Below are 18,067 nucleotides of genomic sequence, written 5' to 3'. Positions count from 1 at the left end.
CCCGGTTAAGCATAAACAATCCTTACTCTCGGCGCGTCATGTGTGAGGTGAATCTCAGCCTAGGGCTGGCGTGGTTATGATTATGGCTACGCAATGATCCACTCGCATTACCCGAAAGTAGGTTCTGATCCTATGCGTAGTCTCAAGAAGAAGTTCGCCTCCGCAGTTGCTGTCACCTCCGTTGCACTGCTGGCGCTCACCGCCTGCGGTTCCGGCTCCGGTTCTGAAGGTGAAGCCGAAGCTGGTTCATTCCCGCTGAACGAAGGCAAGCTCACCATTTGCTCAGATATTCCTTACGAGCCATTCGAGTTCGTCAAGGATGGCAAGAACGTCGGATTCGACATGGACATCGCAGCTGAGATTGCCAAGGATGCAGAACTGGATCTGAACGTCATCGACGCCAGCTTCGACTCCATCGAATCCGGCCTGTTCAACACCCAGTGCGATATAGCGATCTCCTCCATCTCGATCACCGAAGAGCGTTCGGCCAAGATGAATTTCTCCACCCCGTACATGGATGACGACCTGGTGCTGATTTCGGCAGACGGTTCAGGCATCAAGGATCTTGAATCCGCCAAGGACAAGAAGGTCGGCGTCCAGCAGGCGACCACCGGTGAGAAGTACGCCAAGGAACAGGGCCTGACCAACATCGTAGGCTTCGAGGATGCCGGCTTGCAGACCCAGGCACTGCTGGCTGGCCAGGTCGACGCGCTGCTGGGCAACCAGTCGGTACTCGGCTACTCCATCAAGGACAAAGAAGGCTTCAGCGTTGTTGCCGACTTCAAGACCGGCGAGCAGCTGGGCGTTGCAGTTCCAAAGGACCAGCCAAAGACCTTGGAATTGGTCAACGGCACCCTCAAGCGCTTGACCGATGCAGGAACCATGGAAGAACTGACCGTGAAGTGGTTCGGCGAGAAGTAATTCTCGAGCATCATCTGATTTCAAGGCAAGCGGGGGCATCGGGCTGCGCCCACAGGTTGGCAGCCCTGCCTCCGCTTCCTGCATGAGAGGTAATCAAGCATGGCAATGACCACCCGTCAGCGCGCCCGCATGAGCAAGACCATCCAGATCGCCATCTTCATCATCGCGATCATCGCATTGGTCTTGGCAGTCGACTGGGACAAGGCAGTCTACGCCTTCTTCTCCTTCGACAAGCTGGGGCCAATGTTCCCAGGCATGATCCTGGTCGGCCTGAAGAACACCATCTTCTACACCATCATTTCCTTCGCCTTCGGCTTGGTCCTTGGCCTGCTTCTGGCACTGATGAAAATGGCGTCATTTGCGCCCTACCGCTGGTTCGCCACCGCATTCATTGAATTCTTCCGCGGCATCCCGGCAATCCTGGTGCTCTTGGCCTTCGGCTTCGGCTTGCCGCAGGCCTTTGGAACACAGTGGCCGCAGCCGGTCAACGTCATGTGCGCCCTAGGCTTGGTCTCGGCAGCCTACATTGCAGAAACCCTGCGTGCAGGCTTGCAGGCAGTGCCCAAGGGGCAGACCGAAGCCGCTCGTTCACTGGGCATGCCAGCATGGCGCGCCATGGTCACCATCGTGATCCCGCAGGCCTTCAAGATCGTCTTGCCGCCGATGACCAACGAAATCATCCTGCTGACCAAGGACACCTCCTTGGCCTTCATCCTCGGTGCTTCGATGGCCCAGTACGAAATGACCAAGTTCGGCCGCGACGGCATCTCGCAAATCGATGCCGGCATCACCCCGCTGGTTGTCGCCGGCCTGTTCTACTTGGTGATCACCATCCCGCTGAGCTTGGTGGCCCGCAAGTTCGAATCCCGCGCCGCAAAGACCAAGCGATAGAGAGGACCTGGAAATGTCGAGCGACACCAATAAGCTTTCAGTCCATGCTTCGGGCGTGGAAATCACCGGACTGCGCAAGGCCTACGGCAGCAACGAAGTGCTCAAGGGCATTGACCTGAATGTTGCTCCGGGCGAGGTGGTCTGCCTGATCGGTCCTTCCGGCTCGGGAAAGTCCACCCTGCTGCGCTGCGTGAACCTGCTGGAGCAGCCGAATGGCGGCACCATCATGGTCGGCGGCTTCAACGCCACCGATCCCGATGTGAACCTGGACAAGATGCGCCAGCAAGTGGGCATGGTCTTCCAGCAGTTCAACCTGTTCCCGCACCTGACGGTGCTGGAGAACTGCACCATTTCGCCTATCAAGGTGCTCAAGCGCAAGAAGGCCGAGGCGGAGAAAATCGCCTTGGGCCACCTGGAACGCGTAGGGCTGGGCGACTTCGGCGACCGCTACCCCGATCAGCTTTCCGGCGGCCAGCAGCAGCGCGTAGCCATCGCACGCGCGCTGTCCATGGAACCGACCCTGATGCTTTTCGATGAGCCAACCAGTGCGTTGGACCCGGAAACCGTAGGCGAGGTGCTGTCCATCATGAAGAACCTGGCCCAGGCGGGCATGACCATGCTCGTGGTCACCCACGAGATGGCATTCGCCAAGGAAGTTGCAGACCGGGTGTTCTTCATGGACGGCGGGGTCGTGGTGGAAGAAGGCAAGGCAGCGGATGTCATCGGCAATCCGCAGCAGCCGCGTACGCAGGACTTCCTGCGCCGCGTGCTCGATCCGACGCACGTCGACATCTAAGCACCACAGCGCATCAGGAATCCCCTGCGTTGCCAGTGAAATGTACTGGCAGCGCAGGGGATTCCTTTTTGCCTCGCAGCGGCCTTCAGGGGGTTGGCCAGGACAGCTGCCCGATGGCCTGGTTCAGCTCAAGCGTCTCGGCGCGCAGGTTGCTGCGCGAGGCCGGCACTTCAATCAGCCGCAGGTTTGCCGTGCGCCGTGCGGCCAGAACGGCGCCAAGCTCTTCCTTGGTTTCTGCTTTGGCGTACTGCCACCCATAGGCTTCGGCGAGCGCAGGCAGGCTCAGCCGCTGCGGGGTGGCAAAGAGCCGTTCCACCGCATTGGCGTAGCGGCCCGAACCATCTACTTCACCGTGCTCCAAGGTGGAGAAGATTGCTCCTCCCCCATCGTTGTAGACCACGATGTCCACCACGGGCTGTTCTTCACCCGGAGTCCAGGACAGCGAGCTGGCGTCATGGGCGAAGGTGATGTCCCCCATCACCGCCAGTGTCGGACGCTTGCTGCCCTGGGCCAGGCCCAGGGCGGTGGCGATGGTTCCATCGATTCCGGCCAGGCCGCGATTGGCGTGCACGGTCATGGTTCGTGCTGGTGCCGGGCGGGCCGCCAAGTCGAAATCGCGGACGATGTTCGAAGAGCCGAGCAGGAGCACTTCCGGTGCGTGCTCCCAGATGGCCTCGGCGACATCTGTCCCATTGGCCGCCGACTCCCGGCCCAGATCCTGGCGCACCGACAAGGCTTGGGTATCGAGCTGCTGCCACGCTTCGAGCCAGCCCGGTGCACCAGAGCCGGCGAATTCCTGCAGTTCGTTCCACGAGCTGACCGGGGTCTCGCGTCGCCGGCCCTGCTCATACCATGCCACCGGCACCGGCTGCCAGATCACCGATTCGATTGCCGGGTCGGCTAGCAGCTTGCCCACCGGGCGGCTCAGGGTCGGGCGGCCGAAGAGCACCACGCGTTCAATGCGCTCAAGGCCCACGGTGATCAGCGGGCGGTAGTGGCCTATGGCATTGGCCGAGAAACGTGCGTTGGACGATGGCTCGGCGAACAATGGCAACCCCAGGTCCTGGGCGAATTGCTGCGCCTCCTCGCCAGACCCATGCCCGGCGACGACCACGCTCCGGCGTGGCTTGAGCTGCTGGACGGGCAGGGTCGACATATCCGGCTGGCGCGGTGCCGGCCATTGCCCGGGTTCAATCGCAGTCCAGCGTTGTTCCTCGATGCGCTCCTGGGGTGCTGGAGTCAGCGGATCCCGGAACTGCAGGTTCAATTGGACCGGGCCGGCCGGATCCTGCTCGTTGCCGGCCAAGGCAGCCAAGGCCTGTGCGAGTTCATGCTGCGGGTCAGCACCGGCAGGAACATTGGCCGCCAGGCGCACGTGCTCGCCAAAGAGGTTTTTCTGGCGGGTGCTCTGGCTTGCCCCGGTGCCGTGCAATTCATCGGGGCGATCAGCAGAAAGAACCAGCAGCGGTGTCGCGGTATGGTTGGCTTCCATCACCGCCGGCAGCATCTGCCCGACGGCAGAGCCACTGGTGGCGGCCACTGCTGCCGGCCGCCCGGTGCCTTGGGCCAGGCCCAGGGCCATGAAGGCGGCAGAGCGTTCATCGATGCGCACGTGGATATCCAGGATCCCGGCAGCCTCCGCCTCGGCCGCGGCGTAGGCCAATGGGGCGCTGCGTGAACCGGGAGAAATCACCAGATCCCTGATTCCCGCGCGGATCACTGCGGAGAGTACGTGGCGAGCGGTGGTGATGGCGCGTTGCTCGTCAGGTTGCTGCATTCCCACGCGGCATGACTCCTTAGATTCCATAGCTGAAGGCAATTATCCAAGTCTATGCCTTGGGCTGCCGGAGAACCGATTTGGAGTGCGCCAGGGCGCCGGCAGGATCCTCTGATGGATCCTGCCGGCGCCCTGGGGGCTCGGGCTGGCTGCGTCTACTTGTTGCGGCCTTTGCCCTTGCCCGGCTTCGAGTCTTCCTTGAAGACCTGGACTACCGATGGGCGTGGACCGTAGAACTGGCCCTTGCCTGCATCTGCCGCGTTCTTCACGAAATCCGGGAACAGCGAGGTAGGGCTGGCGAAGCTGCCGCCTTCGCCCGGGTGCTGCACGGCAACGAAGACCGAGTTGTCCTTGTCATGGATCAGCGGGCCGCAGGTCTCTGCGCCGGTTGGCACGGCCAGGAACTGCTCGACGCGGCCGCGGTCCTTGCCGGTCAGGGTGACCTTGTGCAGTGCATCGGAGTAGCCGATGGTGCCGGGTGCGCCGTCGGTGGAGATCCACAGGTTGCCCTTGGAGTCGAAGGCCAGGTTATCCGGGCAGGAGATTGGCGAGACCTTGTCGGCTGGGTAGCCGGAGAAGTAGGTCGATCCGTTCACATTGGGGTCGCCGGCTACCAGCAGGATGTTCCAGGTGAACTTCGCCGCGGTGGCGTCGTTTCCGGCCTCGGTGATTTCCAGTACGTGGCCGTCGCGGTTGCGGACGCGCGGGCTGACTTCGGTGGCGCCTTCCTTGCCGTCCTTGCCGCGGTCGGTGTTGTTGGTCAGCGCCACGTAGACCTTGCCGGAGACCGGGCTCGGCTCGACATCTTCCGGGCGGTCCAGCTTGGTGGCCCCGACCTTGTCAGCTGCTAGTCGGCTGTAGACCAGAACCTCGTCGATGCTCATGCCATCGACTTTGGATTCGCCGTTCTTCACCAGCGGCAGCCAGGTACCCATGCCGTCGAAGGCGCCATCGGACGGCACAGTGCCGCTGCCGTCGATTTCGCTTGCTGGCGAGTTGCCTTCGAACTTCGCAACGTACAGGTCGCCTTCGGAGAGCAAGCCCATGTTGTGCTTGCGATCGTGCTTGGAATAGGTGTTCTTCGAGACGAACTTGTACAGGTATTCGAAGCGCGAGTCGTCGCCGGAGTAGGCAACGACCTTGCCGTTCTTGGCGATGCGCACGTTGGCGCCTTCGTGCTTGAAGCGGCCCAGGTTGGTGTGCTTGACCGGGGTGGAGGTTGGATCCTGCGGATCGATTTCGACGACCCAGCCGAAGCGGTTGGCCTCGTTCTCGTAGCCGTCGTTGTGCAGGCCGAAGCGCGGGTCGATGTCTTCCCAGCCGCGGTCGGTCGCGCCGGTGCCGATGCCGTAGCGGGCTTCCTGAGCGGTGCCCTTGCCGCGGAAGTACTGGTCGAAGTTCTCTTCGCCGGAGAGCACGGTGCCCCACGGGGTGGTGCCGCCGGCGCAGTTGTTCAGGGTGCCAAGGACCTTGGTTCCGGTTGGGTCAGCAGCGGTCTTGAGCAGGTCGCTGCCTGCCGCTGGGCCGTCGACCAGGAATTCGGTGCTGGCGGTGATGCGGCGGTTGCGCTCGCCACCCTGCACGTAGCTCCACTTCTTGTCGTTCTTCTTGCGCTTGACCTCGACGACCGAGAAGCCATGGGCGTTCATCGCGATCTTGCGGGCTTCGTCCTTGTTCGCTTGGAACCAGGCAGCGTCGAACATCATGTCTTCATTGGTGTATTCGTGGTTGGCCACCAGTACGCCGGTACGGCCCGAGTACTTGTCGACGATGATGTCCAGGTAGTCGCAGTTGTAGCCGAACTGCTCTGCCTGCTTGCGGGCCGACTGCTTGGAGGCGTCGAATGCCGGGGTGTTCTTGAAGAGCGGATCGCCCCAGCGGATGATGGCGTTCCAGTCATAGCCGTCAGGAACTGAAACGGTATCTACCGAACGCGACACCGGCTCAATGGCGTCGAACGAAAGGTGCCCGCCCTTGCCTGGCTTCATTGGCACCAGTGGCGCCGCGGTCGCGTCAGCAGCGCCGAAGAGCTGCGGGCCGATGACCAGTGCCGAGGCGCCGACGGCGCCCAGGCCCAGCATGCTGCGGCGGGACATCGACTTGTCGGCGATGTCCTTGAAGTAGCCATTGGACGAAGTGTTGCAATCCGGCTTGGTGCAGGCGTCAGCGCACTTGAAGTGGCAAGTAGCTGCAGAACGGCCGCCGCGGGTGTGGCCCAGCATTGGCAAAAGGGTACGGGTTGGATTCATGATCCGCTCACTTCCTCAGTATGTGGCTCATCGTCAGGGGAATGACTCGAACTGAGGTTTTCACTTGGAAGTGTTCTAAATGCAACGCAAAGGTGAACGGCAGGGAAACAGATTCCTGAGTAGTGCTATTCCCTAGCCAGTTCCGCATAGCAGGATTCCAGCCGCTGCCGCCACCAGCCTACGCGCGCCTCTTCTGGACGCAGGCTCTCCAGTTTCTGGTGATCCGGCTCAATGCGGCGCACCGGCAAATATCCGGCGGTAGCCAGCAACGGCTCGGCACAAACGTCTTCGGAGAATAAAGTGCCGGTAGACAGGCCGCAGGCATAGGGCAATGCTGGCAGTGCGCTGGCCAATGCCGCCGCTTGGGCCAGGCCTACCGAGGTATCCAGTGCGCTGGAGACGACGACATCCAGTTCCGCGTGCTTGGCAATGTCCAGCACAGCGCTGATGCCGCCCAGCGGCTGGGCCTTGATGACCATCAGATCCGCCGCGCCTAACCGCGAGACTTCCAGGGGGTCGGTGTGCTTGCGTACCGCTTCATCTGCGGCGATCTTCAACGGGTTTCCGGCGTTGCGCAGTTGCTCGCGGACTTCCGCCAGCCCGGTAATGCCAGGCACCGGTTGCTCTGCGTATTGCAGGTCGTACTCGCTCAGTGCTTTCAGTGCGGAAACCGCCTGGGTGATATCCCACCCCATATTGGCGTCCACGCGCAGCGCTGCCTGCGGGTAGAGCCGCCGGGTTTCAGCCACGCGGGCCAGGTCTTCGTCGAGGCCTTGGCCCTGTTCTGCCACCTTGATCTTGATGGTGTGCGGCGCGTCGTAGCGTTCAAGAACCGCCCCTACATCCTTCGCCGCAACCGCTGGCAGGGTGGCGTTGACCGGGATGCTGGTGCGCAGCGGTTCGGGGAACGGCTGGTAGGCGGCCTCGATTCCGGCGGCCAGCCATCGTGCGGCTTCCGCAGCTCCGTACTCGGTGAAGGCAGAGAATTCGCCCCAGCCTTCCGGCCCTTCGATCAGCAGGGCCTCGCGCTGGGTGACACCGCGGAATTTCACGCGCATCGGAAGGCGGACAACATGGGAATGCGCCAGCAATTCTTCAAGGGGCGGTAGTTCAAAGCTCATGGTCCAAGCCTAGCGAGCGTGGGCATGGTTACATGCCTGAACGGTGCCGTTCCGCCTGCCGGATATGACACCCTAGAGATATGCCACGCCATTCAGCCTCCACGCGCCCGCACCATATCAGGTGGTGGTGGGCCTTGCTGCTGCTGGTTGCGCTTTTCTGTCTTGAGTACATATTTTTCGTTCAGCAACGCAGTGGGCAATGGGCGGATCAGGCAGGATTCATCGCGTGGTCGCAATGGTGGCCCCGGACCGACTTGCTCAATCCGGTCCGCGAATTCCTGGATCTCTTGCCAGCAATTTGTGGCGCGATTGCTGCAGTATTCCTGCTGTATCGGGTGATTCGCGACCGCCATTTCCTTCGCGCCATCGTAGCGATCCTCGCGGCCGCAGCCGCGGCAGGCACCACGCAGCTGCTGAAACACGAGTTATTGGTTCGCCCGGATTTCAATTTCGGCACCACAGGAAATTCCTTTCCGTCCGGGCATACCACCGCCGCCGCTGCCGCCATGGGGCTGATGTATCTGGTGTCGCCACCGAAGCTGCGTCCAGTGGTGCAACCGATCGCCTGGTTATTCGCCACGGTGACCGGCGTGGCCACCCTGATCTGCGGCTGGCACCGCCCAAGCGACATTGCCGCTGGTTTCGTGGTGGCAGGATTCTGGCTGGTTCTGGCTTCGGCAGTGCTCCAGCGCATCCAGCCGCTGAGCCACGAAGTTCCCAAGGGATCCTGGTCGAGGAATGTCGGGGCGGGCAGCTTGGTTCTCTGGGCTGCTGTCATCGGATTGTCCTTCGTCCTGCCGCACCCGCACATCCAGAAAATTCCGGAGTTCCTGCAATTCGCCTACGCTGCCTTGGGGATTATCCATGTCGTGGCCGCGTCGCTGGTATCCGGCTTAGTGCTGCGCTCGGTGGTTATCGGCCCCATGCGCACCTTGAAGAAATAGGGCACCGGCACAGGAATCAAGCAGGCTGCTGTTCCGCCTAGCCCATGCGGGCATTGAGAACGTTCGCAGCCTGCCTTGAGTCCGGAATGGTCACGGCGAATCGCTTCTTGTTCTTGAGGTCGAAAACGAGGCCTTCGTGTTCTCTCATCACGATGGCCGAACCGCCTGGAATGATCCGCCAGCCCCAGCCTCCCCACATCATGGGATTGATCTTTTCACTGGTCACAGATTCAATGTCAGTGATCTTGATAGTTCGCATTGGGATCCCCAAGAGCGCGGAAGATACCCGGAAACGATCGCCGATGATGGATACGCGGATCCAGATCACGCCTAGCATCAGCACGCAGACTGCGGCTGACAGGGCCACGGGAAGGATGACGCTCGCCAAGCTGCCGTCGTGGCTTCCACCGGCCAGAAAGGGCAGCACTACAGCAACGATCAGTGTTGCGAACAGCACGAGGCATAGCATCCACATCCACCATGGTGCGGCCATAGTTTGCTTGAATTCCGCTTGCCTGGAATCTGGCTGTGGCTCGGCGAATGCCTCCGCCGCGTCAGTCCGCTGTACGCTTTGGGCTGCATCGATTCGTTGCTGGCGGTCCTCGTTGAATTGCCGTGTGTACTGCTGGTAGATGCCGCTGGCCCACAGCGGCGCTATGCCCAGCAACGCGCAGGCAATAAGCAAAACCATCATGCCGCCCAGCACTGCCGTTTCAGGTGTTTCGGCGAGCGCTGTCGATACCGCCGAGCTGACGAAAACGCCAGCTGCACTCCACGCGAGCAGGCCACCGGCGAAGAGCAGCATCAGGAGCAAAGCCGGTTTGTTGCGCAGCTTCAAGGAGAACATCCCGGTGATGGCACCAACGATGGTCAGCCCGATGCAGACCGGGACAAAGACGGCGGTTCGGGTGAACCCGTCCGGGTAGGTAGAGCTCCAGTGCGTGGCGGTCATTTCCGGCAGGTCGCCAGCAAGCAGCGCATAGGTGGCACCCGAAAGAGCTGCTGGGAGAAGAAGCAGCAGGCAGGTCAGCGGCCGATTCCTGATTCCGGTCCCTGCGATTGCCATCCCAATCCCCTGCTCTCGCTGCTTTGTGCCGGTTGGCCCACTTTCCAAGCAAGCAGACGGGCACAACTTATTTCCAGCACAGAAATGATTATCGATCTAACTCTATCAACTAGTATTTGACATGGGAATAAATCGTCGAGCATTGACAGTATGCCAGCAAAAAGAATGATGCCCGCCGTTCCTCGCGAGGTTCGACGGGCACCATGGTCACTCGCAAGAGCGAGAACTGGGCACTGTGGACGCTAGAGCGACGCCAGCGCGGCCTTTGGATCTGTCATCGCGTCAGCGACATAGCGCATGAAGCCGGCCGCAGTTCCGCCATCGCAAACCCGGTGGTCGAAGCTCAGTGTCATCTCGCAGATGGAGCGGACCTTGATCTTGCCATTGACCACCCACGGCTTCTCGACGATGCGCCCAAGCCCCAGGATGGCAGCTTCCGGGTAGTTGATGATGGCTGCGGAGCCGTCAACATTGAACACGCCATAGTTGTTGATGGTGAAGGTGCTGCCGGACAGGTCGGCAACGCCCGCTTTGCCCTCGCGCGCCACCGAAGCCAGCCGAGCGAACTCGGCCGACAGTTCCTTGGCATTCAGCTTGTGGGCATCGCGCACATTGGGCACAACCAGGCCGCGGTCGGTCTGGGCGGCGAAGCCAAGGTTCACGCCCTCGAAGAGGGTATGGCGCAATCCACCATCAGCCTCAACGTCGATGCGGCTGTTCAGTTCCGGGAAACGCTGCAATCCGGCCACAGCGAAGCGGGCGACCAGCGCCATGACGCTCGGGGCCTGGCCGTCTGCCTCCTTGATCTTCGAACGCAGCTTCAGCAGCTTGGTGACGTCGACATCCACCCACACGGTCGCTTCCGGGATCTCCCGGCGCGACGTGCTCATCGCGTTGGCGATGGTCTTGCGCACGCCCGAAAGCACCTGTGAGGAAGCTACAGGCAGGCCGGTCTTCGCATCAGCTTCCCCAGTTTGGGCCACCGGCACCGCAACCGAGGCCGAAGCTGAGGCTGCGGGAGTTGGCATCGGCGCTGCAGGTGTTGCCGGTTCAGGCTGCACCGCAACGGCTGACAAGGCGGCTTCCACGTCTGCGCGCAGAATCAGCCCTTCTGGACCGGTGCCCTGAACCGTGGTGATGTCCAATGCGTTGTCACGAGCCAGCTTGCGTACCAGCGGGTTGATCACGCGCACCGCTTCAGCTGGTGCCTGGACCGCGGCCGACGCGACCCCTGAGCGCGGCTTGCGCCGGCGGCTGGTCTTGCGCTGGGCAGAGGAGGTGCCGTAGCCAATGAGCACATTTCCGCTGCCTTCATCGGATTCTGCATCATCCTCGGCAGGAACCTGGGTGCCGGCGCGCTCTTCCTCGCGGTAGGACTGGGCACGTTCGGCTTCTTCGCCGGCAGGGGCCGCAGCGTCTTCACCGCCGGTGTTCACCGAAATGAAAGGCTGGTCCACCAGCATCATCTGGCCGGCATCCCCATGCAAGGTGGAGACGACACCTTCGAATGGGCAAGGGATTTCCACCAGCGACTTCGCGGTTTCCACCTCTGCAATGGGCTGGTCGACCGCAACGACGTCACCGGCGGCAACCATCCAACGCACCAGCTCGGCTTCGGTCAGCCCTTCGCCAAGGTCTGGCAAGAGGAAAGTCTTGATACTCATTTACGCCTCCCACTGAAGCTGGTCAACTGCGTCGAGAATTCGTTCGGCGCTTGGCAGATGGAACTTCTCCAGCGTTGGTGCCGGATAAGGAATATCGAATCCGGTCACGCGGAGCACCGGAGCCGCCAACGAGTGGAAGCAGCGTTCCTGCACCCGGGCTACGATTTCGCTGGCTACCGAGGCGAAGCCCTGGGCTTCGGCGACCACGATGGCCCGACCGGTCTTGCGGACCGATGCGCAGACGGTCTCGTCATCGAATGGCACAATGCTGCGGATGTCCACTACTTCCAGGCTGATGCCTTCCTCGGCTGCCAGCTTGGCGGCTTCCATTGCGGTGGAAACGTTTGGACCATAGGTGATGAGCGTGGCATCGCTGCCCGGGCGGGCGATGCGTGCCTGCCCCTCGGTCGTGGCGCTCTTCTTTGACTCGTACTGTTCGGCCAGTTGCCCAAGGTCAACCTGCTCCTTGGACCAGTACAGCTTCTTCGGCTCGAAGAAGACCACCGGATCATCCGAATCGATGGCTTCGCGCAGCATCAGGTAGGCGTCCTCGACGCACGAGGGGGTGAAGACCTTCAGGCCCGGGGTGTGCGCGTAGTAGGCTTCCGAGGAATCGCAGTGGTGCTCCACGCCGCCGACGCCGCCGGCGTAAGGAATGCGGATCACCATGGGCAGATTCAGCTTGCCCTGGGTGCGGTTGCGCATCTTGGCAACATGCGAAGCGATCTGCTCGAAGGCCGGGTAGGCGAACGCATCGAACTGCATCTCGATGACCGGTCGCATGCCGTTGATGGCCATGCCGACGGCCATGCCGACGATGCCGGATTCGGCCAGCGGAGTGTCGAAGCAGCGCTCGGAGCCGAAGCGTGCGGTCAGGCCATCGGTGATGCGGAAGACACCGCCGAGGGTTCCCACATCCTCTCCGAAGATCACTACCGAGTCATCGGCAACCAGCGCATCGGCCAAGGCGGTATTCAGCGCCTTGCCGAAGGTCACCGGCTGGTTCTCGTTGGCAGCCTTTGCTGCGGCTCGTGCGGTGGCAGCGCTGACGTTCGGGTTCACGCGCGAAGTAGTGGCAGTCATCCTAGGCTTCCTCACGGTCTAGTTCGTCGACAAGAATGGCTTGCTGTTCCGCAAGCTGCGGGCTCTTGGCCGAGTACACATGCTCGAACAGCTCGCGTGGATCGGTGTTGGCTTCCTGGTTCATGCCATCGCGCAGGGTCTTGGCAACGGCTTCGGCATCCGCAGTGATCTTGGTGACGGTCTCATCGGTCAACAGACCTGCATCATCCAGGTATGCCTTCATCCGGGTCACCGGATCCTTGGCGATCCATTCCTGGACTTCGGAGTCCTCGCGGTAGCGCTTGTCGTCATCGGCATTGGTGTGCGCCTGCATGCGGTAGGTGTGGGCCTCGATCAGCAGCGGGCCGTTGCCCTGGCGGGCCATGCGCACCGCGCGGGTCATGATGGCCATCAAGGCCATCAGGTCGTTGCCATCCACACGCTCGCCGGCCATGCCGTAGCCGACAGCCTTGTGAGCCAAGGATGGTGCTGCGCTCTGCTGCGAGAGCGGAACCGAGATGGCGTACTTGTTGTTCTGCACGAAGAAGATCACCGGCAGGTTGAAGACCGCTGCGAAATTCAGCGCTTCGTGGAAGTCGCCCTCGCTCGTGGCGCCATCGCCGCACATCGCCACGACAACGGTGTCTTCGCCGCGCAGCTTGGCAGCGTGTGCAACACCCACTGCGTGCAGCAGCTGGGTGGTGAGCGGAGTGGACATCGGTGCGCAGTTATAGGCCTTCGGGTCATAACCGCAGTGCCATTCGCCGCGGAAACTGGTCATGACTTCCATCGGTGCAACGCCTTTGGTCAGCACCGCTACGGTGTCGCGGTAGGTCGGGAAGAGCCAGTCGTTCTCGCCCAGGCACAATGCTGCCGCGATCTGGCAGGCTTCCTGTCCATGGCTGGAGGGATAGACCGCCATGCGGCCCTGGCGGACCAGCGCGGAGTTCTGGTCGTTGACGCGTCGGCCGGTGACCAGGGCAGCGTAGGCTTCGAGCAGCCGGGCCGGGCTCGGCAGCGGGTACTCGTGGCCCGGCTCAGTGCCTTGCTGATCCTCTGGGCGCAGGGTTCCGTCCGGGTTCAACAGGTTGATCATGTGGCGTGCTGGCAGCATGTAGTCTTCAGGCGTAATCCCGAATTTCTTGCTGACCTCAGAGATGCGATCCGCATGCGCTTCAGTGCTCATGTTCTCCCACCTTTCGTAGTTCTGGCTGGTCCATGAGCACAACAGCTTGTGACTCACTTCACCTAAACATCATTTGCAATCAATTATGGGTATGAGTGGCATTCTGTATCCAGTCCGGCGGGGAATCGTGGAAAGTTGCGAATAGTATCCGTATACTCGTAGACGAAAAGTGTCAATAGATTGTGTTTGGAATAGAGACGTCCGGCACGTCAACAAGGAGAATCAATGGCCGCGGAAGCGGAGCTAAAACTCGATGATGTCGATCATGCGATCCTCGCGGAGCTGACCAGCGACGGACGCCAGTCGGTCACCACCGTGGCGCAAAAGGTGCACGTATCGCGGGCCCACGCCTACTCGCGTATCGCAAAGCTCCAGGATTCCGGGGTGATTACCCGGTATACGGCGGTGATTGATCCGGTCAAGGCGGGACTCAAGGCCAGCGCCTACGTGACATTGAAACTCCGCCAGCATTCCTGGCGCGAGTTGCGTGACCATCTGGCATCGATTCCCGAGGTGCACCATGTGGGCTTGGTCGGCGGCAATTTCGACGTGATCCTGCTGGTGCGCGCCAAAGACAATCTGGACCTGCGCCGTGTGGTCTTTGAGCAATTGCAGTCATTGCCAACGGTTCTGGATACGCAGACCCTGCTGATTTTCGAAGACACCGACACCCGATAGCCGGCTCGTTTAACGCACGAGAAGAGCACCTGGATGCCACCAGGTGCTCTTCTCGTGTTTGCTGGGAAACTACTTCTTGCCAGTGAACACCGGCTTGCGCTTCTCCTGGAAAGACTTGAATCCTTCGGCGTAATCAGCGGTGTCGCACAAGGCTGCCTGCGCCCGGTTTTCGGTGCGCATCGAGTTCCACAGGCCTACCCGCTGGTCGCGGATTTCCGCAACCAGCTGCTTGGACGCGACGAAGGCCTGGGTGGCCCCCTGGGCCACCTTGGCGACGATCTCCTCGCCGCGCTCGGCCAATTCCTCCGCCGGGAAGGCGCGGGAGAACAGGCCCGAACGCACAGCTTCGGCACCGGAAATCAGCTCGGCGGTGTAGATCATGTCCAAGGTGCGGTGAGCCCCGAGCCGCTCGGTGAACAGCCAGTGTCCCCCGGAGTCCAAGGTCGCGCCCAAGTTGGCGAACGGCGAGCCGATCTTGGCGTTCTCCGCAACGTACACCACGTCGGTGGCCACAGCCAGGCCGAGGCCGACACCCAGGCAAGCGCCCTGCACGAGGGCGAAGGTGGGAGCCGGGAAGCTGGACATCTTCTCCAGCAGCGGCTGCACCTTACCGTCGAGGTAGCCGATGACGTCGTCATCTGCCGGGTTGACTCCTGAGATATCGCGTCCGGCGCAGAAACCGCGGCCTTCGCCGGAAAGCACCAGGGCGCGGACCTCTCCGGTGTCCACGGCCGCCGCGGCCTTGTCATAGGCCTCGGATAATTCGGCCAGTGCCACCTCGTCCAGGGAATTCATCTTCTGCGGCGCGTTGAGCACCACGCGTGCGATTGAATCGGCAATCGTCAGTTCGATCATGGATTCGTCCTGGCCTTTCTAGGCGTCGAAGTCGACGCTCAGCTTCTCGCTGGTCGGGTGCGACTGGCAGGTCAGCACGTAGCCAGCCTCGACTTCCTCGGGTTCCAGCGCGTAGTTCTCGGCCATGGTGACCGTGCCGCAGGTGACCTTGGCACGGCAGGTGCCGCACACGCCGCCGGCGCAGGCGAACGGAACGTCCGGGCGGACGCGCAGTGCGGCGTTCAGCACGGTTTCGTTGGCGCGCACCGGTGACTTGACTTCGCCCTTAAGGCCATCGAGGTTGAAGCTGATCTCATAGCTTTCCTCGTTCTCGTCCACCTCGACCGGGCGGCCGATATGCCCTTGCGGCTTGGTCGGCTCACCGGTGGTGAACAGCTCGAAGCGGACCTTTTCCGCGGGAACATCCAGGCTGGTTAGCTGGTCGCGGACCAGCTGGACGAGCTCGAAGGGGCCACAGAGGAACCATTCGTCCACGTTCGGCGCCTGGACCACGCTGGTCAGCAACGTGGTGAGCTTCTCTGCGTCGATGCGGCCGGAGAGCAGCGGCGAGATGCGCTGTTCGCGGCTGAGCACGTGGTGCAGCGCCAGACGCGATGGATAGCGGTCCTTCAGGTCAGCCAATTCCTCAAGGAACATGACGTCCATGGCTGCCTTGTTCGCGTAGATCAGGTCGAAGCGCGTGTGGTCATTGGCTTCCAGGATCGTGCGGGCGATGGCCAGCACCGGTGTGATGCCGGAGCCGGCGGCCACGGCCACGAAGCGGTCCTGGGCTTTGGTGTCGATGGTCGATGGATCGTTGATCTCCGTGAGCTTGTGCTTGGAAATGAAAGCACCAGCGGGGCTCATCACATCGATCTGGTCGCCCGCAGCCAGGGATTCGTTGGCCCAGGTGGAGAACAGGCCTCCGAGGTCGCGCTTGATCGCTACCTTGATCTCATCCCCGGTTGGAGCGGCGCAAATGGAGTAGGAGCGGCGCAGCTCGACGAGTTCGCCCTCGGCGTTGGGAATTTCCTTGCGCAGCGCCACGTACTGGCCTGCAACGTAGTCGTATTCCTCGCTCAGTTCCGCGGGAATGGCGAAAGTGACTTCGATTGAGTCCTTGGTCAGCCGGCGCACGTTCGAGACAGTGAGCCGATGGAAGGACGCCCGGCGTCGGGTGGGTGTGGTTTGTTCGGTCATGAGAGCACCTTGAAGTAGTCGAAGGGTTCCAAGCAGTCTTTGCAGGTGTAGAGCGCCTTGCAGGAAGTCGAGGCGAACCGGGCCAGCTCACGCGTGTTCAGCGAGTGGCACCGCGGGCACTTCACGCTCATGCCGAGGGTGACGCGGCCTGCATGGCCCTTGCCGGTGGGTGGAGCGATCCCGTACTCTTCGAGCTTGCTCTTCCCCTCCTCGGTCATCCAATCGGTTGACCACGCTGGGGTCAGCACCAGCTTGACGTCAACCTTTTCATATCCGGCATCGCCGAAAACGGCGTACAGGTCTTCATTGATGGCGTCCATCGCCGGGCAACCTGAATAGGTTGGGGTGATGACCACCTGCACGGTTCCGTCCTCGGCCATATTCACTTCACGAAGGATTCCCAGGTCTGCAATGGACAGCACCGGGATTTCCGGGTCGGTCACTTTGGACGCGATAGCGAACAGATCCTTGGCGTCAGCGATCGTTTTGCTCAAGACTGCTTCCCCCTTATTCGGGCAAAAGTTGCGTAATTACCAGCTGGCACCGGGGTGCTTGCGGGCGAGAACTTGCATCTCCGCCAACAGGTAGCCCAGGTGTTCGGAGTGCTCGCCACGGCGGCCGTAGGCCATGGCCTGACCGGTGGAAGGGATCTCCAAGCCGGCTGCGTCCAGTACCGCGGTGATTTCTTCCTCCCACGCGGAGCGCAGGGTGGAAGGCAGCACGGCGATGCCCTCAAGGTTCTGGTGAACTTCTTCATCGCGGAACATCTCATCGACGTACGGCCACAGGATTTCCAGGGCGTGGCGCATCTTGGCGGCCGATTCCTCGGTGCCCTGGCCCAGGCGGATGGTCCACTGGATGGCGTGGTCGCGATGGTAGTCGGCTTCCTTGACTGCTTTGGCCGAGATGGCAGCCAGGGTTTCATCCTTGGATTCGGTCAGCTGCTTGTACAGCAGGTTCTGGAAGATCGAGACGATCAGCTGGCGGATGATGGTGACGCCGAAGTGGCCGTTGGGCTGCTCGACGATCCACAGCGAGGTGAATTCCTCTTCCTCGCGCCAGTAGGCCAGATCGTCCTCGGTCTTGTCCCACGCCAGCCCGGCGTAGGTAAGGAAGGAGCGGGCGTGGCCCAGGACGTCCAGTGCAATGTTGCCCAGGGCAACATCTTCTTCCAGCTCGGGAGCGCGGGAAATCCAGTGCGACATGCGCTGCGCCAGGATCAGGGCATCATCGCCCAGGGTCAGTGCGTACTGCGCGACTTCTTCGCTCGGCTTGACGCCGTCCACAGCGATGTCTTCCGGGCGCAAGGCGTTGCCCGGGGTGACACGGGTGGCCGAAGCCAGCGCATCACCGAAGCTGTCGAGGGCTTCGTCGAGTTCTTCGTGCTTCACAGGTGCTTCACTCCCTCGCTGGCCTTGTAATAGGTCGCGTGGCGGTAGTCCTTGCCCTGCGGGGATTCGAAGAAGGCGTCCTTCTCATCAGGGTCGGAGCTGATGATGTCGGTGGACTTCACAACCCACAGAGACACGCCTTCGTTGCGACGGGTGTACAGATCGCGGGCGTTGCGCACGGCCATCTGGGCATCCGGTGCATGCAGGGATCCGGCGTGGACGTGCGAGAGTCCACGAGATGAACGGACAAATACTTCCCACAGGGGCCAATTGCTCTGTTGGCTCAT

General features: G+C 61.7%; 17 protein-coding genes. 5 read left to right on the top strand and 12 right to left on the bottom strand.

Features of this window, described 5'->3' with window-relative positions; translation table 11 throughout:
- The first annotated feature begins 132 nt into the window (after window positions 1–132).
- The 3 genes from ANI01nite_RS04995 to ANI01nite_RS04985 all read left to right on the top strand — a co-directional run bounded on the left by ANI01nite_RS04995 (window position 133) and on the right by ANI01nite_RS04985 (window position 2,608).
- Entirely contained in the window at window positions 133–921 is a 789-nt protein-coding gene (locus ANI01nite_RS04995) for an ABC transporter substrate-binding protein (RefSeq protein WP_141356518.1), read from the top strand.
- A 99-nt stretch (window positions 922–1,020) separates the two neighbouring features.
- The gene (locus tag ANI01nite_RS04990) at window positions 1,021–1,812 is read left to right on the top strand and encodes an amino acid ABC transporter permease (RefSeq protein WP_038992263.1); all 792 of its coding nucleotides are present in this window, start codon (window positions 1,021–1,023) and stop codon (window positions 1,810–1,812) included.
- 13 nt (window positions 1,813–1,825) lie between these two features.
- Window positions 1,826–2,608: an amino acid ABC transporter ATP-binding protein gene (locus ANI01nite_RS04985; RefSeq protein WP_141356516.1), complete on the top strand. Its 783-nt coding sequence runs from the start codon at window positions 1,826–1,828 to the stop codon at window positions 2,606–2,608.
- Between the two features lie 85 nt (window positions 2,609–2,693).
- Here ANI01nite_RS04985 and menD read toward each other — a convergent pair whose 3' ends face one another.
- From menD to ANI01nite_RS04970, 3 genes are all read right to left on the bottom strand, one after another.
- Complete coding sequence (menD, locus tag ANI01nite_RS04980; protein ID WP_255314431.1) at window positions 2,694–4,385, bottom strand: 2-succinyl-5-enolpyruvyl-6-hydroxy-3-cyclohexene-1-carboxylic-acid synthase; 1,692 nt, start codon at window positions 4,383–4,385, stop codon at window positions 2,694–2,696.
- Between the two features lie 155 nt (window positions 4,386–4,540).
- On the bottom strand, window positions 4,541–6,634 hold the full coding sequence (locus ANI01nite_RS04975; protein ID WP_141356512.1) for a PhoX family protein: 2,094 nt from the start codon (window positions 6,632–6,634) through the stop codon (window positions 4,541–4,543).
- Between the two features lie 125 nt (window positions 6,635–6,759).
- On the bottom strand, window positions 6,760–7,755 hold the full coding sequence (locus ANI01nite_RS04970) for an o-succinylbenzoate synthase (RefSeq protein WP_141356510.1): 996 nt from the start codon (window positions 7,753–7,755) through the stop codon (window positions 6,760–6,762).
- An 80-nt stretch (window positions 7,756–7,835) separates the two neighbouring features.
- Between ANI01nite_RS04970 and ANI01nite_RS04965 the strand changes: the two genes are divergently transcribed.
- On the top strand, window positions 7,836–8,699 hold the full coding sequence (locus ANI01nite_RS04965) for a phosphatase PAP2 family protein (RefSeq protein WP_141356508.1): 864 nt from the start codon (window positions 7,836–7,838) through the stop codon (window positions 8,697–8,699).
- A gap of 37 nt (window positions 8,700–8,736) precedes the next feature.
- Here ANI01nite_RS04965 and ANI01nite_RS04960 read toward each other — a convergent pair whose 3' ends face one another.
- The 4 genes from ANI01nite_RS04960 to pdhA all read right to left on the bottom strand — a co-directional run bounded on the left by ANI01nite_RS04960 (window position 8,737) and on the right by pdhA (window position 13,677).
- Window positions 8,737–9,765, bottom strand: coding sequence for a hypothetical protein (locus tag ANI01nite_RS04960; protein ID WP_141356506.1), 1,029 nt, complete (start codon window positions 9,763–9,765; stop codon window positions 8,737–8,739).
- 242 nt (window positions 9,766–10,007) lie between these two features.
- Complete coding sequence (locus tag ANI01nite_RS04955) at window positions 10,008–11,429, bottom strand: dihydrolipoamide acetyltransferase family protein (protein WP_141356504.1); 1,422 nt, start codon at window positions 11,427–11,429, stop codon at window positions 10,008–10,010.
- Window positions 11,430–12,512: an alpha-ketoacid dehydrogenase subunit beta gene (locus ANI01nite_RS04950; RefSeq protein ID WP_141356502.1), complete on the bottom strand. Its 1,083-nt coding sequence runs from the start codon at window positions 12,510–12,512 to the stop codon at window positions 11,430–11,432.
- Between the two features lies 1 nt (window position 12,513).
- A complete protein-coding gene (gene pdhA / locus ANI01nite_RS04945) occupies window positions 12,514–13,677 on the bottom strand; it encodes a pyruvate dehydrogenase (acetyl-transferring) E1 component subunit alpha (protein WP_141356500.1) in 1,164 nt (387 codons plus the stop codon).
- 225 nt (window positions 13,678–13,902) lie between these two features.
- On the opposite strand from pdhA, the gene ANI01nite_RS04940 reads away from it, so the two are divergent.
- Window positions 13,903–14,355 carry an Lrp/AsnC family transcriptional regulator gene (locus ANI01nite_RS04940; protein WP_038992273.1) on the top strand — a complete coding sequence of 151 codons (453 nt, stop codon included), beginning with the start codon at window positions 13,903–13,905 and terminating at the stop codon, window positions 14,353–14,355.
- Window positions 14,356–14,424: 69 nt separating this feature from the next.
- Here the strand turns inward: ANI01nite_RS04940 and ANI01nite_RS04935 are convergent, their stop codons facing one another.
- The 5 genes from ANI01nite_RS04935 to paaB are packed head-to-tail and all read right to left on the bottom strand — an operon-like array spanning window position 14,425 to window position 18,067.
- Window positions 14,425–15,210, bottom strand: a complete 786-nt coding sequence (locus tag ANI01nite_RS04935; protein ID WP_066140888.1) for an enoyl-CoA hydratase/isomerase family protein — start codon at window positions 15,208–15,210, stop codon at window positions 14,425–14,427.
- Window positions 15,211–15,228: 18 nt separating this feature from the next.
- Entirely contained in the window at window positions 15,229–16,389 is a 1,161-nt protein-coding gene (gene paaE / locus ANI01nite_RS04930; protein ID WP_141356498.1) for a 1,2-phenylacetyl-CoA epoxidase subunit PaaE, read from the bottom strand.
- Window positions 16,386–16,883: a 1,2-phenylacetyl-CoA epoxidase subunit PaaD gene (gene paaD / locus ANI01nite_RS04925; protein ID WP_038992277.1), complete on the bottom strand. Its 498-nt coding sequence runs from the start codon at window positions 16,881–16,883 to the stop codon at window positions 16,386–16,388. Before paaD ends, paaE begins: the two co-directional genes overlap by 4 nt.
- A 36-nt stretch (window positions 16,884–16,919) precedes the next feature.
- Window positions 16,920–17,780 carry a 1,2-phenylacetyl-CoA epoxidase subunit PaaC gene (paaC, locus tag ANI01nite_RS04920; protein ID WP_141356495.1) on the bottom strand — a complete coding sequence of 287 codons (861 nt, stop codon included), beginning with the start codon at window positions 17,778–17,780 and terminating at the stop codon, window positions 16,920–16,922.
- Window positions 17,777–18,067, bottom strand: coding sequence for a 1,2-phenylacetyl-CoA epoxidase subunit PaaB (paaB, locus tag ANI01nite_RS04915; RefSeq protein WP_038992280.1), 291 nt, complete (start codon window positions 18,065–18,067; stop codon window positions 17,777–17,779). Before paaB ends, paaC begins: the two co-directional genes overlap by 4 nt.

This window comes from Glutamicibacter nicotianae, from assembly GCF_006539525.1.
GTDB lineage: Bacteria > Actinomycetota > Actinomycetes > Actinomycetales > Micrococcaceae > Glutamicibacter > Glutamicibacter nicotianae.
This window is presented reverse-complemented; position numbering and strand designations above follow the sequence as displayed.

Excerpts from the sequence above, each read along its gene's own strand:
- paaB (WP_038992280.1), bottom strand. The coding sequence starts at position 18,067 with ATGAGCCAACAGAGCAATTGGCCCCTGTGGGAAGTATTTGTCCGTTCA.
- menD (WP_255314431.1), bottom strand. The coding sequence starts at position 4,385 with ATGCAGCAACCTGACGAGCAACGCGCCATCACCACCGCTCGCCACGTA.
- ANI01nite_RS04995 (WP_141356518.1), top strand. The coding sequence starts at position 133 with ATGCGTAGTCTCAAGAAGAAGTTCGCCTCCGCAGTTGCTGTCACCTCC.
- ANI01nite_RS04975 (WP_141356512.1), bottom strand. The coding sequence starts at position 6,634 with ATGAATCCAACCCGTACCCTTTTGCCAATGCTGGGCCACACCCGCGGC.
- paaE (WP_141356498.1), bottom strand. The coding sequence starts at position 16,389 with ATGACCGAACAAACCACACCCACCCGACGCCGGGCGTCCTTCCATCGG.
- ANI01nite_RS04940 (WP_038992273.1), top strand. The coding sequence starts at position 13,903 with ATGGCCGCGGAAGCGGAGCTAAAACTCGATGATGTCGATCATGCGATC.
- ANI01nite_RS04935 (WP_066140888.1), bottom strand. The coding sequence starts at position 15,210 with ATGATCGAACTGACGATTGCCGATTCAATCGCACGCGTGGTGCTCAAC.
- ANI01nite_RS04970 (WP_141356510.1), bottom strand. The coding sequence starts at position 7,755 with ATGAGCTTTGAACTACCGCCCCTTGAAGAATTGCTGGCGCATTCCCAT.
- ANI01nite_RS04960 (WP_141356506.1), bottom strand. The coding sequence starts at position 9,765 with ATGGCAATCGCAGGGACCGGAATCAGGAATCGGCCGCTGACCTGCCTG.
- ANI01nite_RS04990 (WP_038992263.1), top strand. The coding sequence starts at position 1,021 with ATGGCAATGACCACCCGTCAGCGCGCCCGCATGAGCAAGACCATCCAG.
- ANI01nite_RS04955 (WP_141356504.1), bottom strand. The coding sequence starts at position 11,429 with ATGAGTATCAAGACTTTCCTCTTGCCAGACCTTGGCGAAGGGCTGACC.
- ANI01nite_RS04950 (WP_141356502.1), bottom strand. The coding sequence starts at position 12,512 with ATGACTGCCACTACTTCGCGCGTGAACCCGAACGTCAGCGCTGCCACC.
- ANI01nite_RS04965 (WP_141356508.1), top strand. The coding sequence starts at position 7,836 with ATGCCACGCCATTCAGCCTCCACGCGCCCGCACCATATCAGGTGGTGG.
- pdhA (WP_141356500.1), bottom strand. The coding sequence starts at position 13,677 with ATGAGCACTGAAGCGCATGCGGATCGCATCTCTGAGGTCAGCAAGAAA.
- ANI01nite_RS04985 (WP_141356516.1), top strand. The coding sequence starts at position 1,826 with ATGTCGAGCGACACCAATAAGCTTTCAGTCCATGCTTCGGGCGTGGAA.